Annotated in this window: 17 protein-coding genes and 1 pseudogene; 7 read left to right on the top strand and 11 right to left on the bottom strand. The window is 65.2% G+C overall.

Going from position 1 to position 20,096, the window contains the following annotated elements; genetic code table 11:
* Positions 1-3: 3 nt before the first annotated feature.
* On the bottom strand, positions 4-3,054 hold the full coding sequence (locus AB4Y43_RS22590; protein WP_368728834.1) for an FAD-binding and (Fe-S)-binding domain-containing protein: 3,051 nt from the start codon (positions 3,052-3,054) through the stop codon (positions 4-6).
* A 113-nt stretch (positions 3,055-3,167) separates the two neighbouring features.
* Between AB4Y43_RS22590 and AB4Y43_RS22595 the strand changes: the two genes are divergently transcribed.
* Positions 3,168-4,085, top strand: coding sequence for a LysR substrate-binding domain-containing protein (locus tag AB4Y43_RS22595; protein ID WP_368728835.1), 918 nt, complete (start codon positions 3,168-3,170; stop codon positions 4,083-4,085).
* 101 nt (positions 4,086-4,186) lie between these two features.
* Here AB4Y43_RS22595 and AB4Y43_RS22600 read toward each other — a convergent pair whose 3' ends face one another.
* The 8 genes from AB4Y43_RS22600 to AB4Y43_RS22635 all read right to left on the bottom strand — a co-directional run bounded on the left by AB4Y43_RS22600 (position 4,187) and on the right by AB4Y43_RS22635 (position 13,753).
* The gene (locus AB4Y43_RS22600) at positions 4,187-5,533 is read right to left on the bottom strand and encodes an MFS transporter (RefSeq protein ID WP_368728836.1); all 1,347 of its coding nucleotides are present in this window, start codon (positions 5,531-5,533) and stop codon (positions 4,187-4,189) included.
* A gap of 336 nt (positions 5,534-5,869) precedes the next feature.
* Positions 5,870-6,748: an alpha/beta fold hydrolase gene (locus AB4Y43_RS22605; RefSeq protein WP_368616523.1), complete on the bottom strand. Its 879-nt coding sequence runs from the start codon at positions 6,746-6,748 to the stop codon at positions 5,870-5,872.
* 56 nt (positions 6,749-6,804) lie between these two features.
* Complete coding sequence (mhpT, locus tag AB4Y43_RS22610; protein WP_368728837.1) at positions 6,805-8,052, bottom strand: 3-(3-hydroxy-phenyl)propionate transporter MhpT; 1,248 nt, start codon at positions 8,050-8,052, stop codon at positions 6,805-6,807.
* A 94-nt stretch (positions 8,053-8,146) separates the two neighbouring features.
* A complete protein-coding gene (dmpG, locus tag AB4Y43_RS22615) occupies positions 8,147-9,172 on the bottom strand; it encodes a 4-hydroxy-2-oxovalerate aldolase (protein WP_368728838.1) in 1,026 nt (341 codons plus the stop codon).
* A 4-nt stretch (positions 9,173-9,176) separates the two neighbouring features.
* Positions 9,177-10,124 (bottom strand): acetaldehyde dehydrogenase (acetylating), encoded by a 948-nt coding sequence (locus AB4Y43_RS22620; protein WP_368728839.1) that lies wholly within the window; start codon positions 10,122-10,124, stop codon positions 9,177-9,179.
* Positions 10,125-10,137: 13 nt separating this feature from the next.
* Entirely contained in the window at positions 10,138-10,926 is a 789-nt protein-coding gene (mhpD, locus tag AB4Y43_RS22625) for a 2-keto-4-pentenoate hydratase (RefSeq protein WP_069261469.1), read from the bottom strand.
* Between the two features lie 29 nt (positions 10,927-10,955).
* Entirely contained in the window at positions 10,956-11,900 is a 945-nt protein-coding gene (locus tag AB4Y43_RS22630) for a 3-carboxyethylcatechol 2,3-dioxygenase (protein ID WP_368728840.1), read from the bottom strand.
* A 2-nt stretch (positions 11,901-11,902) separates the two neighbouring features.
* Positions 11,903-13,753: a bifunctional 3-(3-hydroxy-phenyl)propionate/3-hydroxycinnamic acid hydroxylase gene (locus AB4Y43_RS22635; RefSeq protein ID WP_368682402.1), complete on the bottom strand. Its 1,851-nt coding sequence runs from the start codon at positions 13,751-13,753 to the stop codon at positions 11,903-11,905.
* A 192-nt stretch (positions 13,754-13,945) separates the two neighbouring features.
* Between AB4Y43_RS22635 and AB4Y43_RS22640 the strand changes: the two genes are divergently transcribed.
* Entirely contained in the window at positions 13,946-14,749 is an 804-nt protein-coding gene (locus tag AB4Y43_RS22640; RefSeq protein WP_069261472.1) for a DNA-binding transcriptional regulator, read from the top strand.
* Here the strand turns inward: AB4Y43_RS22640 and AB4Y43_RS22645 are convergent.
* Together AB4Y43_RS22645 and AB4Y43_RS22650 are read right to left on the bottom strand one after the other, a co-directional pair.
* Positions 14,746-15,381, bottom strand: coding sequence for a LysR substrate-binding domain-containing protein (locus AB4Y43_RS22645; RefSeq protein WP_368728841.1), 636 nt, complete (start codon positions 15,379-15,381; stop codon positions 14,746-14,748). The two genes, AB4Y43_RS22640 and AB4Y43_RS22645, sit on opposite strands and share 4 nt — an antisense overlap.
* A gap of 115 nt (positions 15,382-15,496) precedes the next feature.
* Positions 15,497-15,766 (bottom strand): annotated as a pseudogene (locus AB4Y43_RS22650) (LysR family transcriptional regulator); the annotation flags it as partial.
* Here AB4Y43_RS22650 and hcaE point away from each other — a divergent pair.
* Genes hcaE through hcaD form a run of 5 tightly spaced genes read left to right on the top strand, consistent with a single transcriptional unit; the run spans position 15,747 to position 20,025 of the window.
* Complete coding sequence (gene hcaE / locus AB4Y43_RS22655) at positions 15,747-17,102, top strand: 3-phenylpropionate/cinnamic acid dioxygenase subunit alpha (protein WP_368728842.1); 1,356 nt, start codon at positions 15,747-15,749, stop codon at positions 17,100-17,102. The pseudogene AB4Y43_RS22650 and the gene hcaE overlap by 20 nt on opposite strands.
* Entirely contained in the window at positions 17,099-17,647 is a 549-nt protein-coding gene (gene hcaF / locus AB4Y43_RS22660) for a 3-phenylpropionate/cinnamic acid dioxygenase subunit beta (RefSeq protein ID WP_342946900.1), read from the top strand. The genes hcaE and hcaF overlap by 4 nt, the downstream gene beginning before the upstream one ends.
* Positions 17,648-17,649: 2 nt before the next feature.
* The gene (gene hcaC / locus AB4Y43_RS22665; protein ID WP_368728843.1) at positions 17,650-17,970 is read left to right on the top strand and encodes a 3-phenylpropionate/cinnamic acid dioxygenase ferredoxin subunit; all 321 of its coding nucleotides are present in this window, start codon (positions 17,650-17,652) and stop codon (positions 17,968-17,970) included.
* On the top strand, positions 17,970-18,785 hold the full coding sequence (hcaB, locus tag AB4Y43_RS22670; RefSeq protein ID WP_368728844.1) for a 3-phenylpropionate-dihydrodiol/cinnamic acid-dihydrodiol dehydrogenase: 816 nt from the start codon (positions 17,970-17,972) through the stop codon (positions 18,783-18,785). The genes hcaC and hcaB overlap by 1 nt, the downstream gene beginning before the upstream one ends.
* 13 nt (positions 18,786-18,798) lie before the next feature.
* Complete coding sequence (gene hcaD / locus AB4Y43_RS22675; protein WP_368728845.1) at positions 18,799-20,025, top strand: 3-phenylpropionate/cinnamic acid dioxygenase ferredoxin--NAD(+) reductase subunit; 1,227 nt, start codon at positions 18,799-18,801, stop codon at positions 20,023-20,025.
* Positions 20,026-20,096 lie beyond the last annotated feature (71 nt).

Raw genomic sequence — 20,096 nt, forward strand, 5'->3', positions numbered from 1 at the left:
CGGTCAGCGCAGGGCGTCCAGCAGCGCCTGAATGGGATGGCGCAGCTGGCGCCCGCGCAAGCGCTTCACCTGGCAGCGGCACGAATAACCCGTCGCGAGCAGTTCTTGCGCGCCCTGCGTCGCCGTCGATGCCGCATCGACATGCCGCGCCCACGATTGCTCGAAGATCGTTTCCGAGGTCGCGCGATTGCGCGCCTCGTGGCCGTAGGTGCCCGACATGCCGCAGCAGCCGCTGGCCGGCGTCGCGAGCGCGAGGCCTGCCGCCGCGAAGACGTCTTTCCATAGGAGCGTCGCGGCGCTCGCGTTGGTGCGCTCGGTGCAATGCGGCAGCAGGCTGAACGAGCCGGACACTCGCGGCGTTGTGGCGCACGAGCGCAATGCGCCGATCAGCCATTCCTGCGGCAACTGAACGTCGGGCACAGTTTCGATGCCTTCCACCTTGCGGTACTCCTGGCGGTACACGAGCGTCATCGCAGGATCGATGCCCACCAGCGGCACACCCGATCTGGCAAGCGCGGTCAGTTGCGCCGCATTGCGCTGCGCTGCCCGGCGAAACTGCGGCAGAAACCCCTGCACGTGCAGCGGCTTGCCGTTCGGCAGATAAGGCGCGACGAAGACCTTGAACCCGAGCCGCGCGGCGAGTTCCAGAAACGCGGCGGCGACCGGCGTTTCAAAGTAGCGCGTGAACGCGTCCTGCACCACGATCACGCTTTGCTGGCGCTCGGCAACGCCGAGCATCGAGAGGCGTTCGGGCGTCGCGACCTCCGCTCCCGAGCGGCGCAGCGCGCCACGCCATGACACCGGGCTCAACAACGGGCTATCAACAAGTCCCAGGCGACGCGCAAGCAGCGACTTGACGGGACCCGCGCCCATCACCGCGTTGTACACGCTTCTGGCTCCAGGCACCGCCGCTACGCGCGGCACCGTGAATTCAAGTGCGCCGATCAAATAGTCGCGCAGCGGCCGCCAATAGCGCGTGTGATACAGCTCCAGAAAGCGAGCGCGGAACTCGGGCACGCTCACTTTCACAGGGCACTGCCCCGCGCATGACTTGCACGAGAGGCAACCCGCCATGGCGTCATACACCTCATGCGAGAAGTCTTGTTCGCCCTGGCGTTTGCGCAGGCTATTGATCATGCGCACCGGCAACGCCGCCGCGGTTGGCACAGCCGTGAGATCCGCTCCGGCATCCTGTTGCCGACGCAGCCATTCACGCATCAGCGAAGCCCGGCCCTTCGGCGAATGCACGCGCTCGCGTGTGGCTTTCCACGACGGACACATGGCGTCGTTCGGGTCGAAGTTGTAGCAGGCGCCGTTGCCGTTGCAGTGAACGGCGTCGGCATTGGCTTGCCAGACGCGCTCGTCTATGCGCCGGTCCAGTTCGCCGCGCAGCGTCGTCGCGTCGATCTTCAACAGCGCCGCACTCGCCCCCGCCGGCGTGGCGATCTTGCCGGGATTGAGCTGATTGTGCGTATCGAATGCCGCCTTGAGACGCTGCAGAGCAGGATACAAAGGCCCGAAATACTCCGGCACGTACTCCGAGCGCACGCCCTTGCCATGCTCGCCCCACAGCAGGCCGCCATACTTCATCGTCAAGGCGGTCACCGCATCCGAAATGGGGCGCACGAGTGCGACCTCGTCGGGATTGCGCATGTCGAGTGCAGGGCGCACATGGAGCACGCCGGCATCGACGTGGCCGAACATGCCGTAACGCAAACCAAAACCGTCTAGCAGTGCCCGAAACTCCGCAATGTAGTCGGCGAGATTTTCGGGCGGCACGGCCGTGTCTTCCACGAAGGGCTGCGGGCGGCTCGCGCCGCGGGCGTTGCCCAGCAGGCCCACCGCACGCTTGCGCATCGTATAGACGCGCTGGATCGCCGCTTCGCCCTCGGCGATCGTATGTCCCAGGCGCTTGACGCTCGCGTCGGCGCCCAGGTGCTTGGCGAACGCGGCCACGCGCGCGCGCAATTCGTCCGCATCGTCGCCGCTGAATTCGACCATGTTGATACCGCTCGCCCCGCCTTCGACGCCTTCGTCGTCGGGGAAGAATTCGGCCACGCTTTGCCAGACGCTATCTTCGCGCGCCAGCCGCAGCACCGTGGAGTCCACGGTTTCGATCGAGAGAGGACGATGGGCCATCAACGCGCGTGCGTCGCGCAGGGCGTCCATGAAACTCTCGTAGCGGATATTGACGAGCGCGGCGTGCGTCGGAACCGGCAGCACGTTCAGCGTCGCCTCGACGATAAAACCGAGCGTGCCTTCCGAGCCGCACAGCACGCTATTGATGTCGAAGCGCTCTTCGCCGTCACGCAAATGGGCGAGGTCGTAACCCGTCAGGCAGCGGTTCAGCTTGGGAAAGCGCTCGCGTATCAGGTCAGCTTCGCGCTCGCTGATGTCTCGCGCGGTGCGGAACACTTCGCCGACCTTGTCTTTGCGCGCACAGAGCGCCACGAGCGTGGCCTCATCGACCGGCGCGCTCGACAGGCGCTCACCGCCGACCAGGACCGTTTCCAGCGCGAGCACGTGGTCGCGCGTTTTCCCATAGGTGCAGCTGCCCTGCCCGCTCGCGTCCGTGCTGATCATGCCGCCAATGGTCGCGCGGTTCGACGTCGACAGTTCCGGCGCGAAAAAGAGTCCGTGCCGTTTCAGTTCGGCATTGAGCTGATCCTTGACGACACCCGCTTCCACTCTGGCCGTGCGCGCAACCGGATCGATGTCGAGGATCCGGTTCATATGGCGCGACATATCGACCACGATGCCTTCGGTCAGCGACTGCCCGTTCGTACCCGTGCCGCCGCCGCGCGCCGCGACCGCCACGCCGCGAAACGCCTCGCGTCCGAGCAGGCTCGCGAGGCGTGCGACGTCATCCGCGTGGCGCGGAAACACCGCCGCTTGCGGATAGCGCTGATAGATCGAATTGTCCGTGGCCAGCACCGTGCGCGTCGCGTGAGTCGCATCCACCTCGCCTTCGAAACCCGACCTCTCCAATTCATGCAAAAATTGACGGATCAGCGGATGGTTGAATTCGCTGATGGGAAGCGGGGCAATTGTCATATCGTTCTCGAAGTCTCGCCTGGGGCGCACTATTCCCTTTCTGGCAGGGATTGTCGCGCCCCGCCCGGCACCGGGCAAACGTATATTCGTTGGGTTGATCATGAGGTTTATGAATGAATTTCCGCAAGCTCACGCCGTCCATGTCGCTGCTGCTCGCGTTCGAGGCATCCGCGCGACATGAGAGCTTCACGCGTGCCGCCGAGGAGCTGTCGCTCACGCAGAGCGCCGTGAGCCGCCAGGTTCAGGCGCTCGAAGCGATGCTCGATCTCGCGCTCTTCACGCGCGAGGGCAAGCGCATCATCCCGACGGACATCGGCCGCGCCTATATGGCCGAGATCTCGCACGCGCTCACGCTGATCCGCAGCGCGACGCTGCAGGCGCTCACCTCGAACGCGCCAAAAACGCAGTTGCGCGTGGCGACCCTGCCGACATTCGGCGCCAAGTGGCTGCTGCCGCGCCTGCACCGCTTCTATCAGGCGCACCCGGATCTGCAGATCGACCTCGACTCGCGCATCGAGGCCGCCGATTTTTCGACCCAGGACCTCGACGCCGCCATCGTGGTGGGCGACGGCCGCTGGCCTGGGGTGACGGCACACCGGCTCTATGCGGAAGAGCTCGTGCTGGTCGGCAACCCTGCCGCGTTGCCCCTCGCGCGAAAACCGAGGCGCAGGGCCGCCGCGCCAACCATCGAATCCCTCGAAGGACTCACGCTGCTGCGCGTGCGCAGCTTTCCCGACGCATGGCGCGAATGGTGCGCGCATTTCGGTTTGCCTCACGACGCGCTGCGGCCGGGCCCGAGTTTCGAACTGACCTCGCATTTGATCCAGGCAGTCGTGGCCGGTATCGGCGTAGGCCTCGTACCGCGCATGCTGGTGGAAGACGAATTGAAGGAAAGCCGGCTTTTCAGCCCGTTCGAAGCGGTGCCGAGCTCACGCTCGTATTACCTCGTCTACCCAGAGCGTGCTCAGCGCCACCCCGTGCTGGTGGCGTTTCGCGACTGGCTGCTGGAGGAGCTTTCCGGGCAGCCGTGACGTCAAGGTTGCATCGGGGCCGCTGCATACGCGTGCCGTTGCTGCTGGCGGACGCTCGGCCGGGCGCACCGCCGACGTTTTCGACGCGCAAGTGAATGAGTTCAGCGGCCGGCCTTCACCGCCGGCACGCCCGCGACCAGCGCCGCGCCGCTCGCTACCAGCAACGCCGCGAGCAGATACAGCGCGTTATCCATGCTGCCCGTATGCGTCTTGATGAGCCCGATTGCCCACGGGCTCACGATGCCGCTCGTAATGCCGATACTGCTGATAAGCGCGATGCCCGCAGCGGCGGCCTTGCCCGTGAGATACGCCGAAGGTACCGCCCAGAAAATCGGCAACGCGGCAAAGATCAGCACCGCAGCGATCGAAAGAATCGCCATCATCGCGGCGAAGCTCGCGAGGTGCAGCGTGAGCAGCGCCAAGGCAATGCCGCCGCCTATCGTGCAAGCCGCGAAGTGCCAGCGCCGTTCGCCACGCCGGTCCGAGCGGCGCGCGATCCCCATGAGGCCCACCGCGCCCACCGCATTCGGAATGACGGTGTAGAGGCTGATCGCCAGCACGTCATGCACCCCGAAGTCGCGAATCATGAGCGGCATCCAGAAGTTCAGCGTGAGCGACGCACAGGTCAGCGAGAAGTAGATGAACGCGAACAGATACACGCGCGGGTTGCGCAGCGCCGCCCCGAACGAACGCGTGGAATGCGCGTGATCGCCTTCGCCGTCGCGTTGCGCGAGGAGGTGGGCCTTTTCCGCATCGGTCAGCCAGCGCGCCTTCTCAGGCCCGTCCACGAGCCAGAACGCAGCCATGAGGCCGAGCAGCACGGCCGGCAGCCCTTCGATCAGGAACATCCAGCGCCAGCCGGCGAATCCCGCCACGCCGGCCATGTCGCGCATGATCCAGCCCGAGATGAGGCCGCCCAGCACGCCCGCCACCGCCACGCCCGCGAAGAAGATCGAGAACACGGCCGCGCGGCGCCGCGCCGGATACCAGTACGTGAGATAGAGCACGATGCCGGGAAAGAAGCCCGCCTCGAATACGCCCAGCAAGAAGCGCAGCGCATAGAACTGCGTGGGGCTCGACACGAACATCATGCTGGTGGAGGCAATGCCCCACAGCAGCATGATGCGCATGAACGTGCGACGCGCGCCGAAGCGCGCAAGCAGCATGTTGCTCGGCACTTCGCACAGCACGTAGCCCACGTAGAACACGGCGGCGCCGAGGCCGTACATCGCGTCGCTGAACCCCAGGTCATGCTTCATCTGCAACTGCGCGAAGCCGATGTTGATGCGGTCGAGGAACGAGACGACGTAGCAAACGAACAGGAACGGAATGACGCGCGCGGAGACCTTGCGATAGAGCGCGTCTTCTTGCTGCGAGGAATGCTGCGCGGACGTAGCGTACGCGCGCGCGGCTTCGGACCGCCGGTCCGGGGCAATCGATTGGGGCATCTGCCTGTCTCCAAACTTGACTCCGGTTCACCTGGGCGGGCCCGGGCAGACCGTCGATGCGCGGCGTCTTGCGCGCCTTGCGCGGCTCGCCCGGACACGTGGTTCGCGAATTTCCAGGCAGTGACGCCGATCATAGGTGGGGCATGTTTAATTTGTCAATGGCGAATCGGTTCGTTTTACGCTAATACGGGTTTGTCTTTACATCACACCGTTGATGGCGCATCGGCTCACGCTTTCGTCACACAAAAGCCGGTTCGAAACGCAATGTGCGCGCGCCAATAAAAAAGCGGCACACCGCGAGGTGTGCCGCTTCGTTACCGCGAGGGCTTTCGTGTCTTAGTGCTTCAGGAAATCGATCACCATGCGGTTAAAGGCTTCCGCGTGCTCCCATTGCGCCCAGTGGCCGCACCGGTTGAACACGTGCAGTTGCGCGTTCTGCATGCCCGCGAGCAAACGCAAGCCGATGTCCATCGGCACGAAACGGTCGTCGCGGCCCCAGATCACGAGCGTGGGCGCGGCGATTTCGCCAAGGCGCGGGCCGTAGTCGCTGAACTGCTTCGGGAAGGCCGCGAGGCTCTTCACGAAGTTTTCCAGGTGGTCGCGGCGCGCGAGCATGTTGTCGAGGCGCGTTTGCATCAGCTCGTCGGTGAGCGCGCTCGCGTCGTACACGAACACGTTCATCATGCGCTTGAGGTTCTCGATCGTCGGATCGCGATAGAGACCTTGCAGCAGCTTGATGCCTTCGGTGGGCATCGGCATGAAGCTGCTCGGGCCGCCGGTGCCGCCGCCCATCAGCACGAGCTTGCCCACGCGTTGCGGGTTCGCCAGTGCGAACGCAACGGCGCTATGGCCGCCCATCGAATTGCCGAGAATATGCACGCGCTCGATGTCGAGCACGTCGAGCAGGCCCTTGAGCACGCGGCCGTTCAGGTCCGAGCGCGAGCTCGTGCAGACGATCGGGTCGCTCTTGCTCCAGCCCGGGCAGTCCATCAGGATCACGCGGTAGCCGGCCGCGACGAGCGGTTCGACGTTGCGGTTGAAGTTGGCCCAGCCGCTCGCGCCCGGACCCGAGCCGTGCAGCATCACGACGGTTTCGGCGCCAGCGCCTGCGTCGTTGTAGTGAATCTGGAACTCGACCTCGCCGTCCTTCACGCGCGCGAACCTGCTCGTCGAGGCTTCGGTGATTGCTTGTGCCGTATCCGTCACGATGACCATCCTTTAAAACGTATTAACCCATGCGGAAGAAGGCGCATGCCTTCTCCCCTTCACATTCATGCGCCCTGTGCGCCCAACGCGCTGCGCTGCCTGAAAGCACCCACCACGCTGAGCGCGCCAAGCGCCGCGATCACGACGAGCGGAATGCTCGAGCCCACCAGCATCGACGGGCTCTGGCCGAGTGCAAACAGCTGACCCGCCACGAGCGGCCCGAGAATCGACCCCAGACGCCCCACGGCCACTGCCGCGCCCACACCCGTGCCGCGCACTTCCGTGGGGTACGCATGGCCCGCGAGTGCGTACAGCACCGACTGGCCGCCCACGATAAAGAAGCCGCACAGCAGGCCGCCTACGGCCGTCGAGCTTGCGCCGCCCGCGCTTGCGAGCACCGTGAGCGCCACCACGATGCCGATGTACATGCCGATCACCGTGCCGCGGCGGCCGAAGCGATCCATGATCGTTGCGATCGCAACGGCGCCGATGCCACCGCCGATGTTGAACAGCATCAGCACGAGATTCGACTGCACGCGCGTGAGGCCGCGTGCGAGCACCATCGAGGGCAGCCAGTTCATCAGGAAGTACAGCACGATCAAGGTGCCGAGGTAGCTGATCCACAGCGCGATGGTGGTACGCGCGCGGCCTTCTTGCCAGAGCGCTTGGGACACGCTCGGCGCGCCTTCCTGCACGACCTTCGAAGCCTGCGCGGCGACGAACTGCTGCGACTCGCGCAGGAACAGGCCAAGCAGCGGCACCATCACGATCGGGCCGAGACCGCCAACATAGAACACGTGGCGCCAGCTTGCGTCGCCCGTGCCGAGCATGCCGATGACGGCGGCAATCGCCGCGCCGAACGGCATGCCGCAGTACATCGCGCCCACTGCCGTGCTGCGCTGCCGCTCGCCCGCTGCCTCCGAGCACAGCGCGATCAGGTTCGGCATGGCCGCACCGAGACCGAGACCCGTGAGCAGACGCACGACGAGCAGGCTCTCGAAATTCCACACCATGGTCGTGGCGAGCGAGAAAAGCCCGAACAGCGCCACCGACCACATGAGCACGCGCTTGCGGCCAAAGCGGTCGGCAAGCCGCCCGCCCAGCGCCGCGCCCGGCAGCAGGCCGATCGCGCCCGCGCTGAACGCCCAGCCCATTTGCGCGACGGCGAGATGAAACTCTTTCGCCATGCGCGGCCCGGCTACGCCCGCCGATTGCAGGTCCAACCCTTCGAGCAGCGCAATCGCCAGACACAGGGCGATGGTTGCCTTGCTGCTCGTTCCACTTCCTCCAGCACTACTGTTTCGCGACGTCATAAAAAGTCTCCATAGGTATATGCGAGCCACTCTTTCCGGCGGCTATAAGTGGCAACGCCGCGCACCACCCGAAGGCGATGCGCGGCGTGCTTGATCAGGGCTGCAATGCTTGCTGGCGCTTCTTCAGATCGAGCGCCACGTCGACGATCATGTCTTCCTGGCCGCCCACCATCCGGCGCTTGCCCAGTTCGACGAGAATATCCACCGTCTTCAGGTCGTACTTCTTCGCGGCCACTTCCGAGTGGCGCAGGAAGCTCGAATACACGCCTGCATAGCCGAGCGCGAGCGTTTCGCGGTCCACGCGAACCGGGCGGTCCTGCAGCGGGCGCACGATGTCGTCGGCGGCATCCATCAGCGTGTAGAGGTCGGTGCCGTGGTTCCAGCCCATGCGTTCCGCAGCGCCAATGAACACTTCGAGCGGCGCGTTGCCTGCACCTGCGCCCATGCCCGCGAGCGACGCATCGACGCGGTCGCAGCCTTCCTCCACCGCCACGATCGAGTTCGCCACGCCCAGCGAGAGATTGTGGTGCGCGTGCATGCCCGTCTGCGTTTCGGCTTTGAGCACGGCCTTCACTGCGCGGAAACGGTCTCGCACGTCGTTCATCGTGAGTGCGCCGCCCGAATCCACCACGTAGATGCAGGTCGCGCCGTAGCTTTCCATCTTCTTCGCTTCGACGGCGAGGTTTTCCGGCGTGGTCATATGGCTCATCATCAGGAAGCCAACCGTGTCCATGCCCAGTTCGCGCGCGTATTCGATGTGCTGCTTCGAAATGTCGGCTTCCGTGCAGTGCGTGGCCACGCGCACGATGCGCGCGCCAGCGTTGTACGCGGCCTTCAGGTCGTGAATCGTGCCGATGCCGGGCAGGAGCAGCGTGGCGATCTGCGCGTGCGTGACGACGTCGGCCACCGCCTCGATCCATTCCAGGTCGCTGTGCGCGCCGAAGCCGTAGTTGAAGCTGGAGCCTTGCAGGCCGTCGCCGTGCGCGACTTCGATGCTGTCCACTTTCGCCTTGTCCAGCGCGCGGGCGATGTCCTGCACGTTCTGGATCGAGTACTGATGGCGGATGGCGTGGCTACCGTCGCGCAGCGTCACGTCGGAGATATAGAGTTTCTTGCTCACGGTCTTATCCCTCCACGCTCAGAAGCGTCTGCGCCATGCGTTCGGCGGTGGCGAGCGCGGCGGAAGTCATGATGTCGAGATTGCCTGCGTAAGCGGGCAGATAGTGCGCGGCGCCTTCCACTTCGAGGAACACCGAGGTCTTCAGACCGCTGAACTTGCCGAGGCCCGGATTATTCAGGGGCGCGTTCGCGGGAATCTCGTCGAACTGCACCTTCTGCTTCAGGCGATAGCCCGGCACGTACGCGTGCACCTTCGCGACCATCTCCTCGATGGACTGCTCGACCTTCTCGCGGTCGGCCATCTCGGAGAGCGTATAAACGGTGTCGCGCATCATGACGGGCGGCTCGGCCGGATTCAGCACGATGATGGCCTTGCCCTTCGCCGCACCGCCCACCACTTCGATCGCCTTCGACGTCGTCTCGGTGAATTCGTCGATGTTGGCCCGCGTGCCGGGGCCCGCCGACTTGCTGCTGATCGAGGCGACGATTTCCGCGTAGTGGACCTTCGCGACGCGCGACACGGCCGCAACCATCGGAATCGTGGCCTGGCCGCCGCACGTCACCATGTTGACGTTCGTCGCTTCGATGTGTGCGTCGAGGTTCACGACCGGCACGCAGTACGGGCCAATGGCTGCGGGCGTCAGGTCGATGATGCGGATCGACGGCTTGAGCGTGCGCAGCAGCGCGTCGTTCTTCACATGCGCGCCGGCGGAAGTCGCATCGAACACGAAGTCGATGTCGTTGAACACCGGCAGGCGCGTAAGGCCTTCGACACCTTCATGCGTGGTCGCGACGCCAAGCCGCGCGGCGCGCGCGAGACCATCGGAGTTCGGGTCGATGCCGACCATCGCCGCCATCTCCAGATGCTTGCTGTTGCGCATGATCTTGATCATCAGATCCGTGCCTATGTTGCCGGAGCCGATGATCGCAACCTTGAGTTTTTCGGAAGCCATATGAATTCCTGTATCAGGCGGAAAAAGTCGCGCGAACGCTGCCGAGGCCTTCGATCTGCGCGGTGTACGTGCCGGGTTCCTTCACGGCGACCATGGGTCCGAGTGCACCCGTAAGCACCACGTCGCCCGCACGCAGCGGCGTGCCGAGCTGCACCATGCGGTCGGCGAGCCACACGGCGGCGTTGAGCGGGTTGCCGAGACAGGCGGCGCCGTTGCCGCGCGAGAGCACTTCGCCGTCGCGCGAGAGTTCCATCGCGCACCCTGTCAAGTCGATCTGCGAGAGCGGCACCGGGCGGCTGCCCACCACGAAGCGCGCGCTCGAGGCGTTGTCGGCCACCGTATCGACGAAGCGGATGTCCCAGTTCTGGATGCGGCTGTCCACCACCTCGATGGCTGCGAGCGCATAGGCGCTGGCGCGCAGGATATCGACGAAGGTGTGCTTTTCGAACGTGAGGTCGTGCTCCAGCACGAGCGCGATTTCCGCTTCCACCTTCGGCTGGATCAGTTGCGAGAGTGGAATCGCTTGCGCGTCGCCGTAAGCCATCGACGCGAACAGCGCGCCGAAGTCAGGCTGATCGACACCCAGTTGCTTCTGCACCGCAAGCGACGTGAGACCGATCTTGCGGCCCACGATGCGCTCGCCGGTCGCCACGCGCAGATCGACGTTGGCTTGCTGGACAGCGTAGGCGGTGGCGATATCGTCCAGGGCGATCTCGCCGCGCACCGGCTCGATCACCTTGCGCGAGGCTTCGGCTTCGTAGAGGCGCGCGGCCAGGGCCGCGACGAGTTTCGGTTCTGACATGTTGATTCTCCGGAGTCCGTACTGTCCTATCAAGCCGCGTCGGGCGTGGCATGCATGGTGGCGAAACCCGCAATCCACTCGGGAATTTCGCGGTAGTAGTCGAGCGAAGCGCGATACGGGCCGTAAGCGGCCAGCACGCCGAATGCCGCGACCCACGTGCGAATCTCGTGCGCCGACTTGCCGCCGTCACGCGTGATAGCCGCGTTCGTCATGCCGTCCACGGAAGTCAACTCGCCCGATGCAAGGCGCGCGAGGAACGCGCGGTCCCATTCGGGATTGAGCGGATGCAGATGGCTGTCGCCCGCCGTGAACGATTTCGCCGCGGCCACGGTGCGCGCCTGACGTGCCGCGCGCGAATCCGCCGAGGGATTGCGGCCCGCGATCAAACGTTCGGCCACTTCCGGTGTCGCGCCGAACAGCTCCGGCACCGGCGGCTCGTGCGAAATGCCGCCCGAGCCCACGACGAGCACGCGCGTGTCGCTTCGCGAGAAGAAGCGGCCAATCGCGTCGCCGAGCAGTCGTGCGCGGCGCAGCGTCGCCATGGGCGGCGCCACGGAGTTGATGAACACCGGAATCACCGGATAACGGTCGAGAGCGCCCGTGAGCACTTCCAGCGCCTGCGCGCAGCCGTGATCGACCTGCATGCGGTACGAGAGCGCCACGTCGATATCGGCGGCGAGCACGCTTTCGGCGAGCTTGTGCGCAAGCGCTTCGGGCACCGGCAGCGTACCGGCCATGCTCTTGAAGTCGCCGATGGCCTCGGCACGCGCGCCGATGCAGAACGGCGGCATCACGTCGTAGAAGAAACCGTTGAAGTGATCCGGTGCGAACGCAACGATCACGTCCGGGTTGAAGGCTTCCACGCGTTCGCGCGCGGCGCGGCCGACCCGTTCGACTTCCGCCACCACGTCAGGCAGCGGATCGAAATAGCCATGCAACGGCGTATGCGACAGACATTCGAGGTGAATCGGCATGCTCATGCTCCTGCTGTGCGCGCAACGGCCACGCCGCGCACGGGACGGTTTTGCGGGGCAGCGGCGCTCGCCCCATGCAAGGCGGCTTCGGCCATGCCGAGCTTGCCCGCGAGTTCGACGATCGCGTCCGAGACCTGCTGCGGTGTGCACACACCCGCGACGAAGCGGTCCGGGCGCAGCAGCACGACGGATTCGGGCAGACGGCTGAACCACTCTTTCAGGCGGCCCTGCACGTCGCCGAGCGCGAGCACGCCCTCGGGCACGTCGTCGGCGTATTCGAGCTGCACGTCGGGCTTCGCGAAGATGAAGCGGGCGCCCAGGCGCTCCCACAATGCGCGGGCTTGCGGCGTGAGGCCGAAGGTCGGGTCCGCGCCCCAGGCCAGCACGGCGAAGCCGTTGCCGATCGCGTCGTCGAGGCGCACCACGCGGCCATCGGCAAGACGCACGCGCGGCTGGATGAACATGCGGCCCACGGGCGACGCCGCGAGCGGATCGCGGCCATACGCGAGGCGGCCGATCAGCGAGTCGCGCTTCTGACTCATCAGGCCGAGCAGGCGGCCCGGCGCCGAGTTGCCCGAGCGCTCCAGCAGGCTGGCGAACCAGCCGCCCGTCTTTTGCGGCGGCGGCAGCAGCACGATGCCCGCTTCGTAGCGCGGCATCGGCTTGAAGCGCATTTCCACGAAGTAACGCTTCACCGAAGGGAACACATTCATGTAGCGCACGAACGTGTCGCGAAAGCGCGCGCCAAAGCGCGTGGTGGGGGCGAAGATATCGCCCGCCACTTCGGAGAGGTGGATCATCGAGCGCGCGTGGGCGCGACGCTCCACCGTATAGCTGTCGAGCAGGCGCCCATCAGCCTGGCCCTTCGCGACCATCGCGAGCTTCCAGCCCAGGTTGTTCGCGTCGCGAATGCCGCTGTTGTAACCTTGGCCCTGCCACACCGGCATGATGTGCGCCGCGTCGCCCGCGAGCAGCACGCGGTCCACGCGGAACGTTTCGGCGAGACGCGCGTTGTGCGTGTACACACGCTTGCGGATGTAGTCGACCTTGTCGGGGTCCGCCACCACCTTGCGGATCAGCGCGGCCATGTTCTCGGGCTTCGAGAGTTCTTCTTCCGTCTCGCCCGGCATCACCATGAATTCGAAGCGGCGAATGCCGTGCGGCAGCGCAGCCGACACATACGGGCGCTGATGATCGCAATGCATATAGATATGCGGCGAGCCGATGGGGTCGTTGCGCACGTCCACCACGATCCATTGATTCGGCTTCGTCCGGCCTTCGAAAGGCACGTTCAGCGCGCGACGCACGAAGCTGTTGCCGCCGTCCGCGCCCACCAGGTACGCTGCGCGGATCGTGCGGCGCTCGCCGTTCGCGTCGCTCACGTCGATCGTCACGCCCTGCGTGTCCTGCTCGAATGCGTTGACCGTGTGGCCGAACAACACATCCACGTGCTCGAAGCGCGCGAGCCCTTCATACAGCACGCGATCGGCGAGCGGCTGAATGAACGCGTTGCGGCGCGGCCAGCCGAATTCGTCGGTGCGCGGCTCGATCGAGGCGAAGCAATGGCCGTCTTTCGTGACGAAGCGCATCCAGTGGTCGGGCGTGGTATGCGGCAGCAGCGCATCGGCAAGACCGATGGACTGGAACACGCGCAATGCTTCGTCATCCAGACCAATGGCGCGCGGGTAGTCGATGATCTGGTCGAGCTTCTCGACGAGCGTGACACGCACGCCTTGCAGGCCGAGAATATTGGCGATCATGAGGCCGACCGGACCCGCGCCGATGATGGCGACGTCGGTGGCAATCTGGCGAGGGCGGACGGTATCCGCCTCCTGGGCGAGGGGGGTGTTCATGTGTCTCCTTCTCGCGCGGCTTATGGAGCCGCTGCGGATGCTGACAGGTGGTGCCTGAAAACGGATCACCCGGGTGGACGTTTTGTCACAGTGTGGTGAATGGAAGCGAGTCTAGGTTCCGCCCGATGCGCGCTCAACATTTTTAGAGAAATGTGCATAGAATGCACGCACTTGATTTTTAAGGCGTTTTTGATGACGAAGTATGCAAACGTGCGGGGACTGGCGCGCGGCCTGCAGGTCCTCCAGGCGCTCAACGCCATGGAGAACGGGCGCGCCACGAGCCAGCAGTTGAGCGAGGCAACGGGCCTGCATCGCACGACGGTGAGGCGCCTGCTGGAAACCCTGGTAGAGGAAAAGTTCGTGCGCCGCAGCGCTTCCGACGACAGCTTTCGTCTGACGATGAACGTGCGCGGCCTGAGCGAAGGCTTCACCGACGACGAGCTGATCGCGACCATCGCGCCGCCGATCATGGCGCAAATGCTCCAGCGCACCGTGTGGCCATCGGATCTCACGACGCCCGACGGCGACTCCATGGTGATCCGCGAGACCACGCACCGCTTCAGCCCGCTTTCGTTTCACCGCGCGATGGTGGGCCGCCGTCTGCCGATCCTGCTCACGGCGGCTGGCCGCGTGTACTTTGCGATGTGTCCCGAGGCCGAGCGCGAGGACATTCTCGAACTATTGCGCGCGGGGGCGGGCGGCGAGCAGCAGCAAAAACTCGCCGGCGACGCGGCCTATATCCGCAATCTCGTGCGCCAGACGCGCGCCGACGGCTTCGGCTCGAACCACGGCGACTGGGCCGACCAGCGCAAGATCGGTGCGCTCGCAACGGCCATCGAGGCGCATGGGCGCGTGCTCGCGAGCCTGAACGTGATCTACCTGGAGCAGGCCATCAATCCGGCAGAGGCCGTGCGCCGCTTCGTGCCCGAGTTGCAGCGCGCCGCGCAGGAAATGGTGACGGCACTGGAGGCGCAGGAGGACCACACGAAGCGTTAAGCTTCGTTCTCGCGCACGAGTTCGAACAACGCTTCGAGCTCCGCGGCATGCGGTTCCTTGCGCGACACCATCAGCAAGTCAATGGTGGGCGGCTCGCCTTCCAGCGGGCGCGTGCAGATCGCGCTGCTCGTGAGCGACGAGACATACGCGGGCAGGAGCGCATAGCCTAGCCCCATCCCCACGAGATTCAGATTGAGCAGAATATTGGTCGCGACCTGAGCCACCTTGCGCTCGATTCCGTGCGCCTCGCAATACGCCTCGACCACGCTGTGCACCTGCCCCGAGAACTGCGGATGCGTGCTGATGAACGGCTCGCCGCTCAGCTGCGCCGGTGCGATGCGCGCTTGCTTCGCGAGCGGATGGCCGCTCGGCAGCACCACCACGAGCGGCTCGGTGAGCACGACTTCGCTGCGCAATTCAGGCGACAAAACGGGCCGCCGCATGAACGCCACGTCGATATCGCCGCGCAGCAGCGCGTCTTCCTGCTCGGCCGTCGGCAGGCTGCGCAACTCGACATTGACCTCGGGAAAGCGCAATCGCAAACGCGGCAAAATCACCGGGAAAACCCGGATCTCCGCGGCGGGCACGAAACCGATCGTCACCGTCGCGCCCCTGCCCCACCTGGCGTGCACGCGCCACTGCCCGGTCGGCCTGCGCCACCACGAGACGCGCCTCGGCGAGAAACACCTTGCCCGCGTCCGTCAATTCCACCTTGCGGCGCGTGCGCTCGAAGAGCGGCGTGCCCACTTCGTCTTCCAGATTGCGGATCTGCTGGCTCAGCGATGGCTGCGCCGTATGCAGGCGCTGCGCCGCGCGCGTGAAGCTCAGCTCGTCGGCAACGGCAATGAAGTAGCGCAGGTGTCTCAGTTCCATGCTCGATTTATCGTTTTGAAGTCTTAGTGGCAACAAACAAAATATTTCACATCGGCAAAGCGAGCAACGATCATCCGTCTGCGTTCTCCGCCAAAAGGAGAATGCTGCCACGGAGGAGACTCGCATGTCCGCAATCATCGACATCGATGCACTCGTCGACGCGCAAAATGGCCGCGTCACGTCGTCGATCTATACCGACCCCGACATTTATGCGCTCGAACTCGAGCGTATTTTCGGCCGCTGTTGGCTCTTTCTCGCCCACGTCAGTCAAATACCGAAAGCCGGCGACTTTTTCAATACCTACATGGGCGAAGACCCCATCGTCGTGGTGCGCCAGAAGGACGGCTCGATCAAGGCCTTCCTCAATCAGTGCCGCCATCGCTCGATGCGCGTGAGCCACGCCGATTGCGGCAACACGCGCGCGTTCACGTGTCCGTATCACGGCTGGTCGTACGGCGTGGACGGCGCGCTCATCGACGTGCCGCTCGAAACGCGCGCCTATCCGCAGGGCCTGTGCAAGGAGCAATGGGGCTTGCAGGAAGTCACGCGCGTGGCCGTGTACAAGGGCCTCGTGTTCGGCAACTGGGACGCGAACGCGCCCGACCTCGAAACCTATATGGGCGACATCGCCTGGTATCTCGACGGCGTGCTCGACCGACGCGAAGGCGGGACCGAAATCGTGGGCGGCGTGCACAAGTGGGTGATCGACTGCAACTGGAAATTCCCGGCCGAGCAGTTTGCGAGCGATCAGTATCACGCGCTCTTCACACACGCGTCCGCCATTGAAGTGCTCGGCGCGAAGGAAGGCGCGGCCGACAAGGCGCTGGGCGCGGGTCAAACGGCGCGCCCCGTGTGGGAGACCGCGAAAGACGCGCTGCAGTATGGCCAGGCGGGCCATGGTAGCGGCTTCTTCTTCACCGAGCAGCCCGACGCGAACGTGTGGGTGGACGGCGAAGTCTCGGAGTACTTCCGCGACACCTATGCCGAAGCCGAAGCGCGCCTGGGCAAGGTGCGCGCGATGCGTCTGGCGGGCCACAACAACATGTTCCCGACGCTTTCGTGGCTCAACGGCACGGCCACGCTGCGCGTCTGGCACCCGCGCGGGCCGAACCAGGTGGAAGTGTGGGCGTTCTGTATTGCCGACAAGGCAGCGTCCGATGAAGTCAAGGCCGCCTTCGAGCGCAGCGCGACGCGCGCGTTCGGGCCCGCAGGCTTTCTCGAACAGGACGACTCGGAAAACTGGGCCGAAGTGCAGAAGGTGCTGCGCGGCAGCCGCGCGCGCAAAACGAAGCTATGCCTCGAAATGGGCCTCGGCAACGAGCGCGTACGCGAAGACGGCATACCTGGCATGACGAACTACATTTTCTCGGAGACGGCGGCGCGCGGCATGTATCGGCGCTGGGCGGACCTGCTGATCTCCGAAACGTGGGACGAAGTGAACGAGCGCACCGCGCGCTACGAAGCGGAGGTGCTCAAATGAGCGAAGTCGCCGAACCGGTTTTCACGCCCACGCGCGTGGGGCTCGAACTGCATCACGAAATCGAGCAATTCCTCTTTGACGAAGCGGCGCTGCTCGACGGCTGGCGCTTTCGCGCATGGCTCGATCTCATGGCGAAGGACATTCGCTACACCATGCGCACGACCGTCAACGCGCAAACGCGCGACCGCCGGCGCGGCGTGCAGCCGCCCACCACGTGGATCTTCAACGACACGCATTTCCAGCTCGAGCGCCGCGTGGCGCGTCTCGAAACCGGCATGGCGTGGGCGGAAGAACCGCCTTCGCGCACCCGCCATCTCGTGACGAACCTGCGAGCGTTCACCACCGAAACGCCCGGCGAATACGAGGCACACGTGAACTACGCGCTCTACCGCTCGCAGAAGGAACGCGACGAGACGTTCTACGTGGGCCGCCGCATCGACCGCGTGCGCCGCGTGGAGGGCGCGCCAGGCTGGCAGGTGTCCAACCGTGAAATCACGCTGGACCAGGCGGTGCTCACTTCCCATAACCTGAGTGTGCTTTTCTGATCATGGCCCGTATTTTTGTCTGCCAGGACGACGCGTTGTCCGATGGCGAAGCGATCAAGGTGCACGGCCCGTCCGCCGCGATCGCCGTATTCAAGGTGAACGGCGAGCTTTTCGCGCTGAACGACCGCTGCTCGCACGGCAATGCTTCGATGTCCGAAGGCTATATCGAAGACGACGGCACCGTCGAATGTCCGCTGCATGCCGCACGCTTTTGTCTGAAGACCGGCACGGCCCTGTGCCAGCCTGCGACCGAAGCGCTCAAGATGTTCCCTGTCACGTGCGTTGACGGCGCGGTTTTCGTCGACGTTCCGGAGGCCGCGTAATGGGCTGGCTCGATAACGAAGTCGCACTGATCACGGGCGGCGGCTCGGGACTCGGCCTTGCACTCGTCGAACGCTTTCTCGACGAAGGCGCGCGCGTGGCGGTGCTCGAACGTTCGGCAGAGAAAGTCGCGGCGCTGCAAGCGCGCTTCAGTGCGCAAAACGTCGTCGCCGTGCAGGGCGACGTGACCTCGTACGCCGACAACGAGCGCGCCGTGAGCGCCGCCGTCGAAGCGTTCGGCAAGCTCGACATCTTCATCGGCAACGCAGCGATCTGGGATCATGCTTCGAGCCTCGTCGATCTCTCGCCGGCGCAGCTCGACAGCGGTTACGAAGAGCTTTTCTCGATCAATGTGAAGGGCTATCTGCTCGGCGCGAAAGCGGCAGCGCGCGCGCTCATCGCGAGCGAAGGCAGCATGATCTTCACGCTCTCGAACTCTTCGTTCTATCCGGGCGGCGGCGGTCCCCTGTACACGGCGAGCAAGCATGCGGCCGTGGGCATCATCCGCCAGCTGGCCTACGAACTCGCGCCCAAGGTGCGTGTGAACGGCGTCGGCCCTTGCGGCATGGCGAGCGATTTGCGCGGCCCCGCTTCGCTCGGCCAGCAGGACTTGCGCATCATGGATTCGCGTTCGCCCGAAGCGATTGCGGGGATCCTGCCGCTGCAGTTCTTCCCGCAGCCTGCGGATTTCACCGGGCCCTACGTGATGCTCGCTTCGCGCGCGAACAATCGCGTGCTGAGCGGCGTGATGATCAATGCGGACGCCGGCCTCGGCATTCGCGGCATCCGTCACGCGGCGGGCGGCCTGCATCTGTAACGGGAAACAGATCATGAACGTCTCGACTATCGTCATCGTCGGTGCGGGCCAGGCGGGCGCGCTCGCCGCCGCCGAATTGCGCCAGCAAGGCTATGCGGGCCGCGTCGTACTGATCGGCGAGGAAGCGCACGCGCCTTATGAACGGCCGCCGCTTTCGAAGGACGTGCTGCTGCAACCGCAAACCGCGCGCTGTGCGATTCACAGCGAAGGCTACTACGCGGAGCAGAACATCGAGTTGAAGCTCGGCGTGGCCGTGACCGCGCTCGACGCACAGGCGCGCATCGTCACGCTCGCGAACGGCGAATCGATCGCCTTCGACGAACTGCTGCTCGCCACGGGCGCGCGCGTGCGACGCTTGCCGATGCTCGACGCGCTGGGCGAGAACGTCTACACGCTGCGCACGCTGGAGGACGCGCAACGCCTTATACCCGTGCTTCAAGCGCGCAAGCGCGTGCTGCTGGTGGGCGCGGGCGTGATCGGTCTCGAACTCGCTTCGAGCGCGGTCGATCTCGGCGCGGAAGTCACCGTGATCGAACAGGCGCCGCGTGCGATGGCGCGTTGCGCTCCGCCGCTGCTCACCGAGCATCTGTGCAACGTGCATCGCGCGCGGGGGGTGACACTGCATCTGGGCTCGCCGCTCGCGTCAGCCACTCGCGAGAACGGCGAACTCGTGCTGACGCTCGAAAGCGGCACGCGCATTACCGGCGACGCGGTGATCTACGGCATCGGCGTCGAACCCGAAACCATGCTCGCTCACAAAGCAGGCCTGCAAATCGACAACGGCATCGTGATCGACGCGCGGTGTCGCACCTCGCACGCGCACATCTACGCAGCCGGCGACGCCGCCAGCCAGTGGGACGAGGCAAGCGGCCACCACCAGCGCCGCGAAACGTGGGAGAACGCGAACCGTCAGGCGCAAACCGCCGCGCGCGCGATGCTCGGCCTCGAACCCGAAGCCTGGGAAGCGGCCTGGTTCTGGACCGATCAATGCGGCCTCAACATCCAGTTCGCGGGCGACATGACTGCGCCTGAATGGCTCACGCGTGGTTCGCTGCAAGCGCCGCCCTGCGTTCTGTTCGGCCTCGACGGCGAAGGCGCGCTGGTTGGCGCGATCACCGTGAATCAGGGTCGCGACATGCGCAGCGCCAAAGCGCTGATCGGCAAGCACGCGCGCGTCGCCCGCGAAACGCTCGCCGATCCCACGCATAACCTGCGCAATCTGGCGCGCGAATTCGCTTAGGCGCACACCCGAAAACCCGGCGTTTCACCCGATTCGAGAAAAGCGCTTGCAAGCGCGCGCGAGTGTCTCTA

Origin of the sequence: Paraburkholderia sp. BR10872 (assembly GCF_040965835.1) — a bacterium.
GTDB lineage: Bacteria > Pseudomonadota > Gammaproteobacteria > Burkholderiales > Burkholderiaceae > Paraburkholderia > Paraburkholderia nodosa_A.

Excerpts from the sequence above, each read along its gene's own strand:
- hcaE (WP_368728842.1), top strand. The coding sequence starts at position 15,747 with ATGTCCGCAATCATCGACATCGATGCACTCGTCGACGCGCAAAATGGC.
- AB4Y43_RS22590 (WP_368728834.1), bottom strand. The coding sequence starts at position 3,054 with ATGACAATTGCCCCGCTTCCCATCAGCGAATTCAACCATCCGCTGATC.
- AB4Y43_RS22605 (WP_368616523.1), bottom strand. The coding sequence starts at position 6,748 with ATGGTCATCGTGACGGATACGGCACAAGCAATCACCGAAGCCTCGACG.
- hcaD (WP_368728845.1), top strand. The coding sequence starts at position 18,799 with ATGAACGTCTCGACTATCGTCATCGTCGGTGCGGGCCAGGCGGGCGCG.
- AB4Y43_RS22630 (WP_368728840.1), bottom strand. The coding sequence starts at position 11,900 with ATGCCGATTCACCTCGAATGTCTGTCGCATACGCCGTTGCATGGCTAT.
- AB4Y43_RS22600 (WP_368728836.1), bottom strand. The coding sequence starts at position 5,533 with ATGCCCCAATCGATTGCCCCGGACCGGCGGTCCGAAGCCGCGCGCGCG.
- mhpT (WP_368728837.1), bottom strand. The coding sequence starts at position 8,052 with ATGACGTCGCGAAACAGTAGTGCTGGAGGAAGTGGAACGAGCAGCAAG.
- AB4Y43_RS22620 (WP_368728839.1), bottom strand. The coding sequence starts at position 10,124 with ATGGCTTCCGAAAAACTCAAGGTTGCGATCATCGGCTCCGGCAACATA.
- hcaF (WP_342946900.1), top strand. The coding sequence starts at position 17,099 with ATGAGCGAAGTCGCCGAACCGGTTTTCACGCCCACGCGCGTGGGGCTC.
- hcaC (WP_368728843.1), top strand. The coding sequence starts at position 17,650 with ATGGCCCGTATTTTTGTCTGCCAGGACGACGCGTTGTCCGATGGCGAA.
- hcaB (WP_368728844.1), top strand. The coding sequence starts at position 17,970 with ATGGGCTGGCTCGATAACGAAGTCGCACTGATCACGGGCGGCGGCTCG.
- AB4Y43_RS22635 (WP_368682402.1), bottom strand. The coding sequence starts at position 13,753 with ATGAACACCCCCCTCGCCCAGGAGGCGGATACCGTCCGCCCTCGCCAG.
- mhpD (WP_069261469.1), bottom strand. The coding sequence starts at position 10,926 with ATGTCAGAACCGAAACTCGTCGCGGCCCTGGCCGCGCGCCTCTACGAA.
- AB4Y43_RS22595 (WP_368728835.1), top strand. The coding sequence starts at position 3,168 with ATGAATTTCCGCAAGCTCACGCCGTCCATGTCGCTGCTGCTCGCGTTC.
- AB4Y43_RS22640 (WP_069261472.1), top strand. The coding sequence starts at position 13,946 with ATGACGAAGTATGCAAACGTGCGGGGACTGGCGCGCGGCCTGCAGGTC.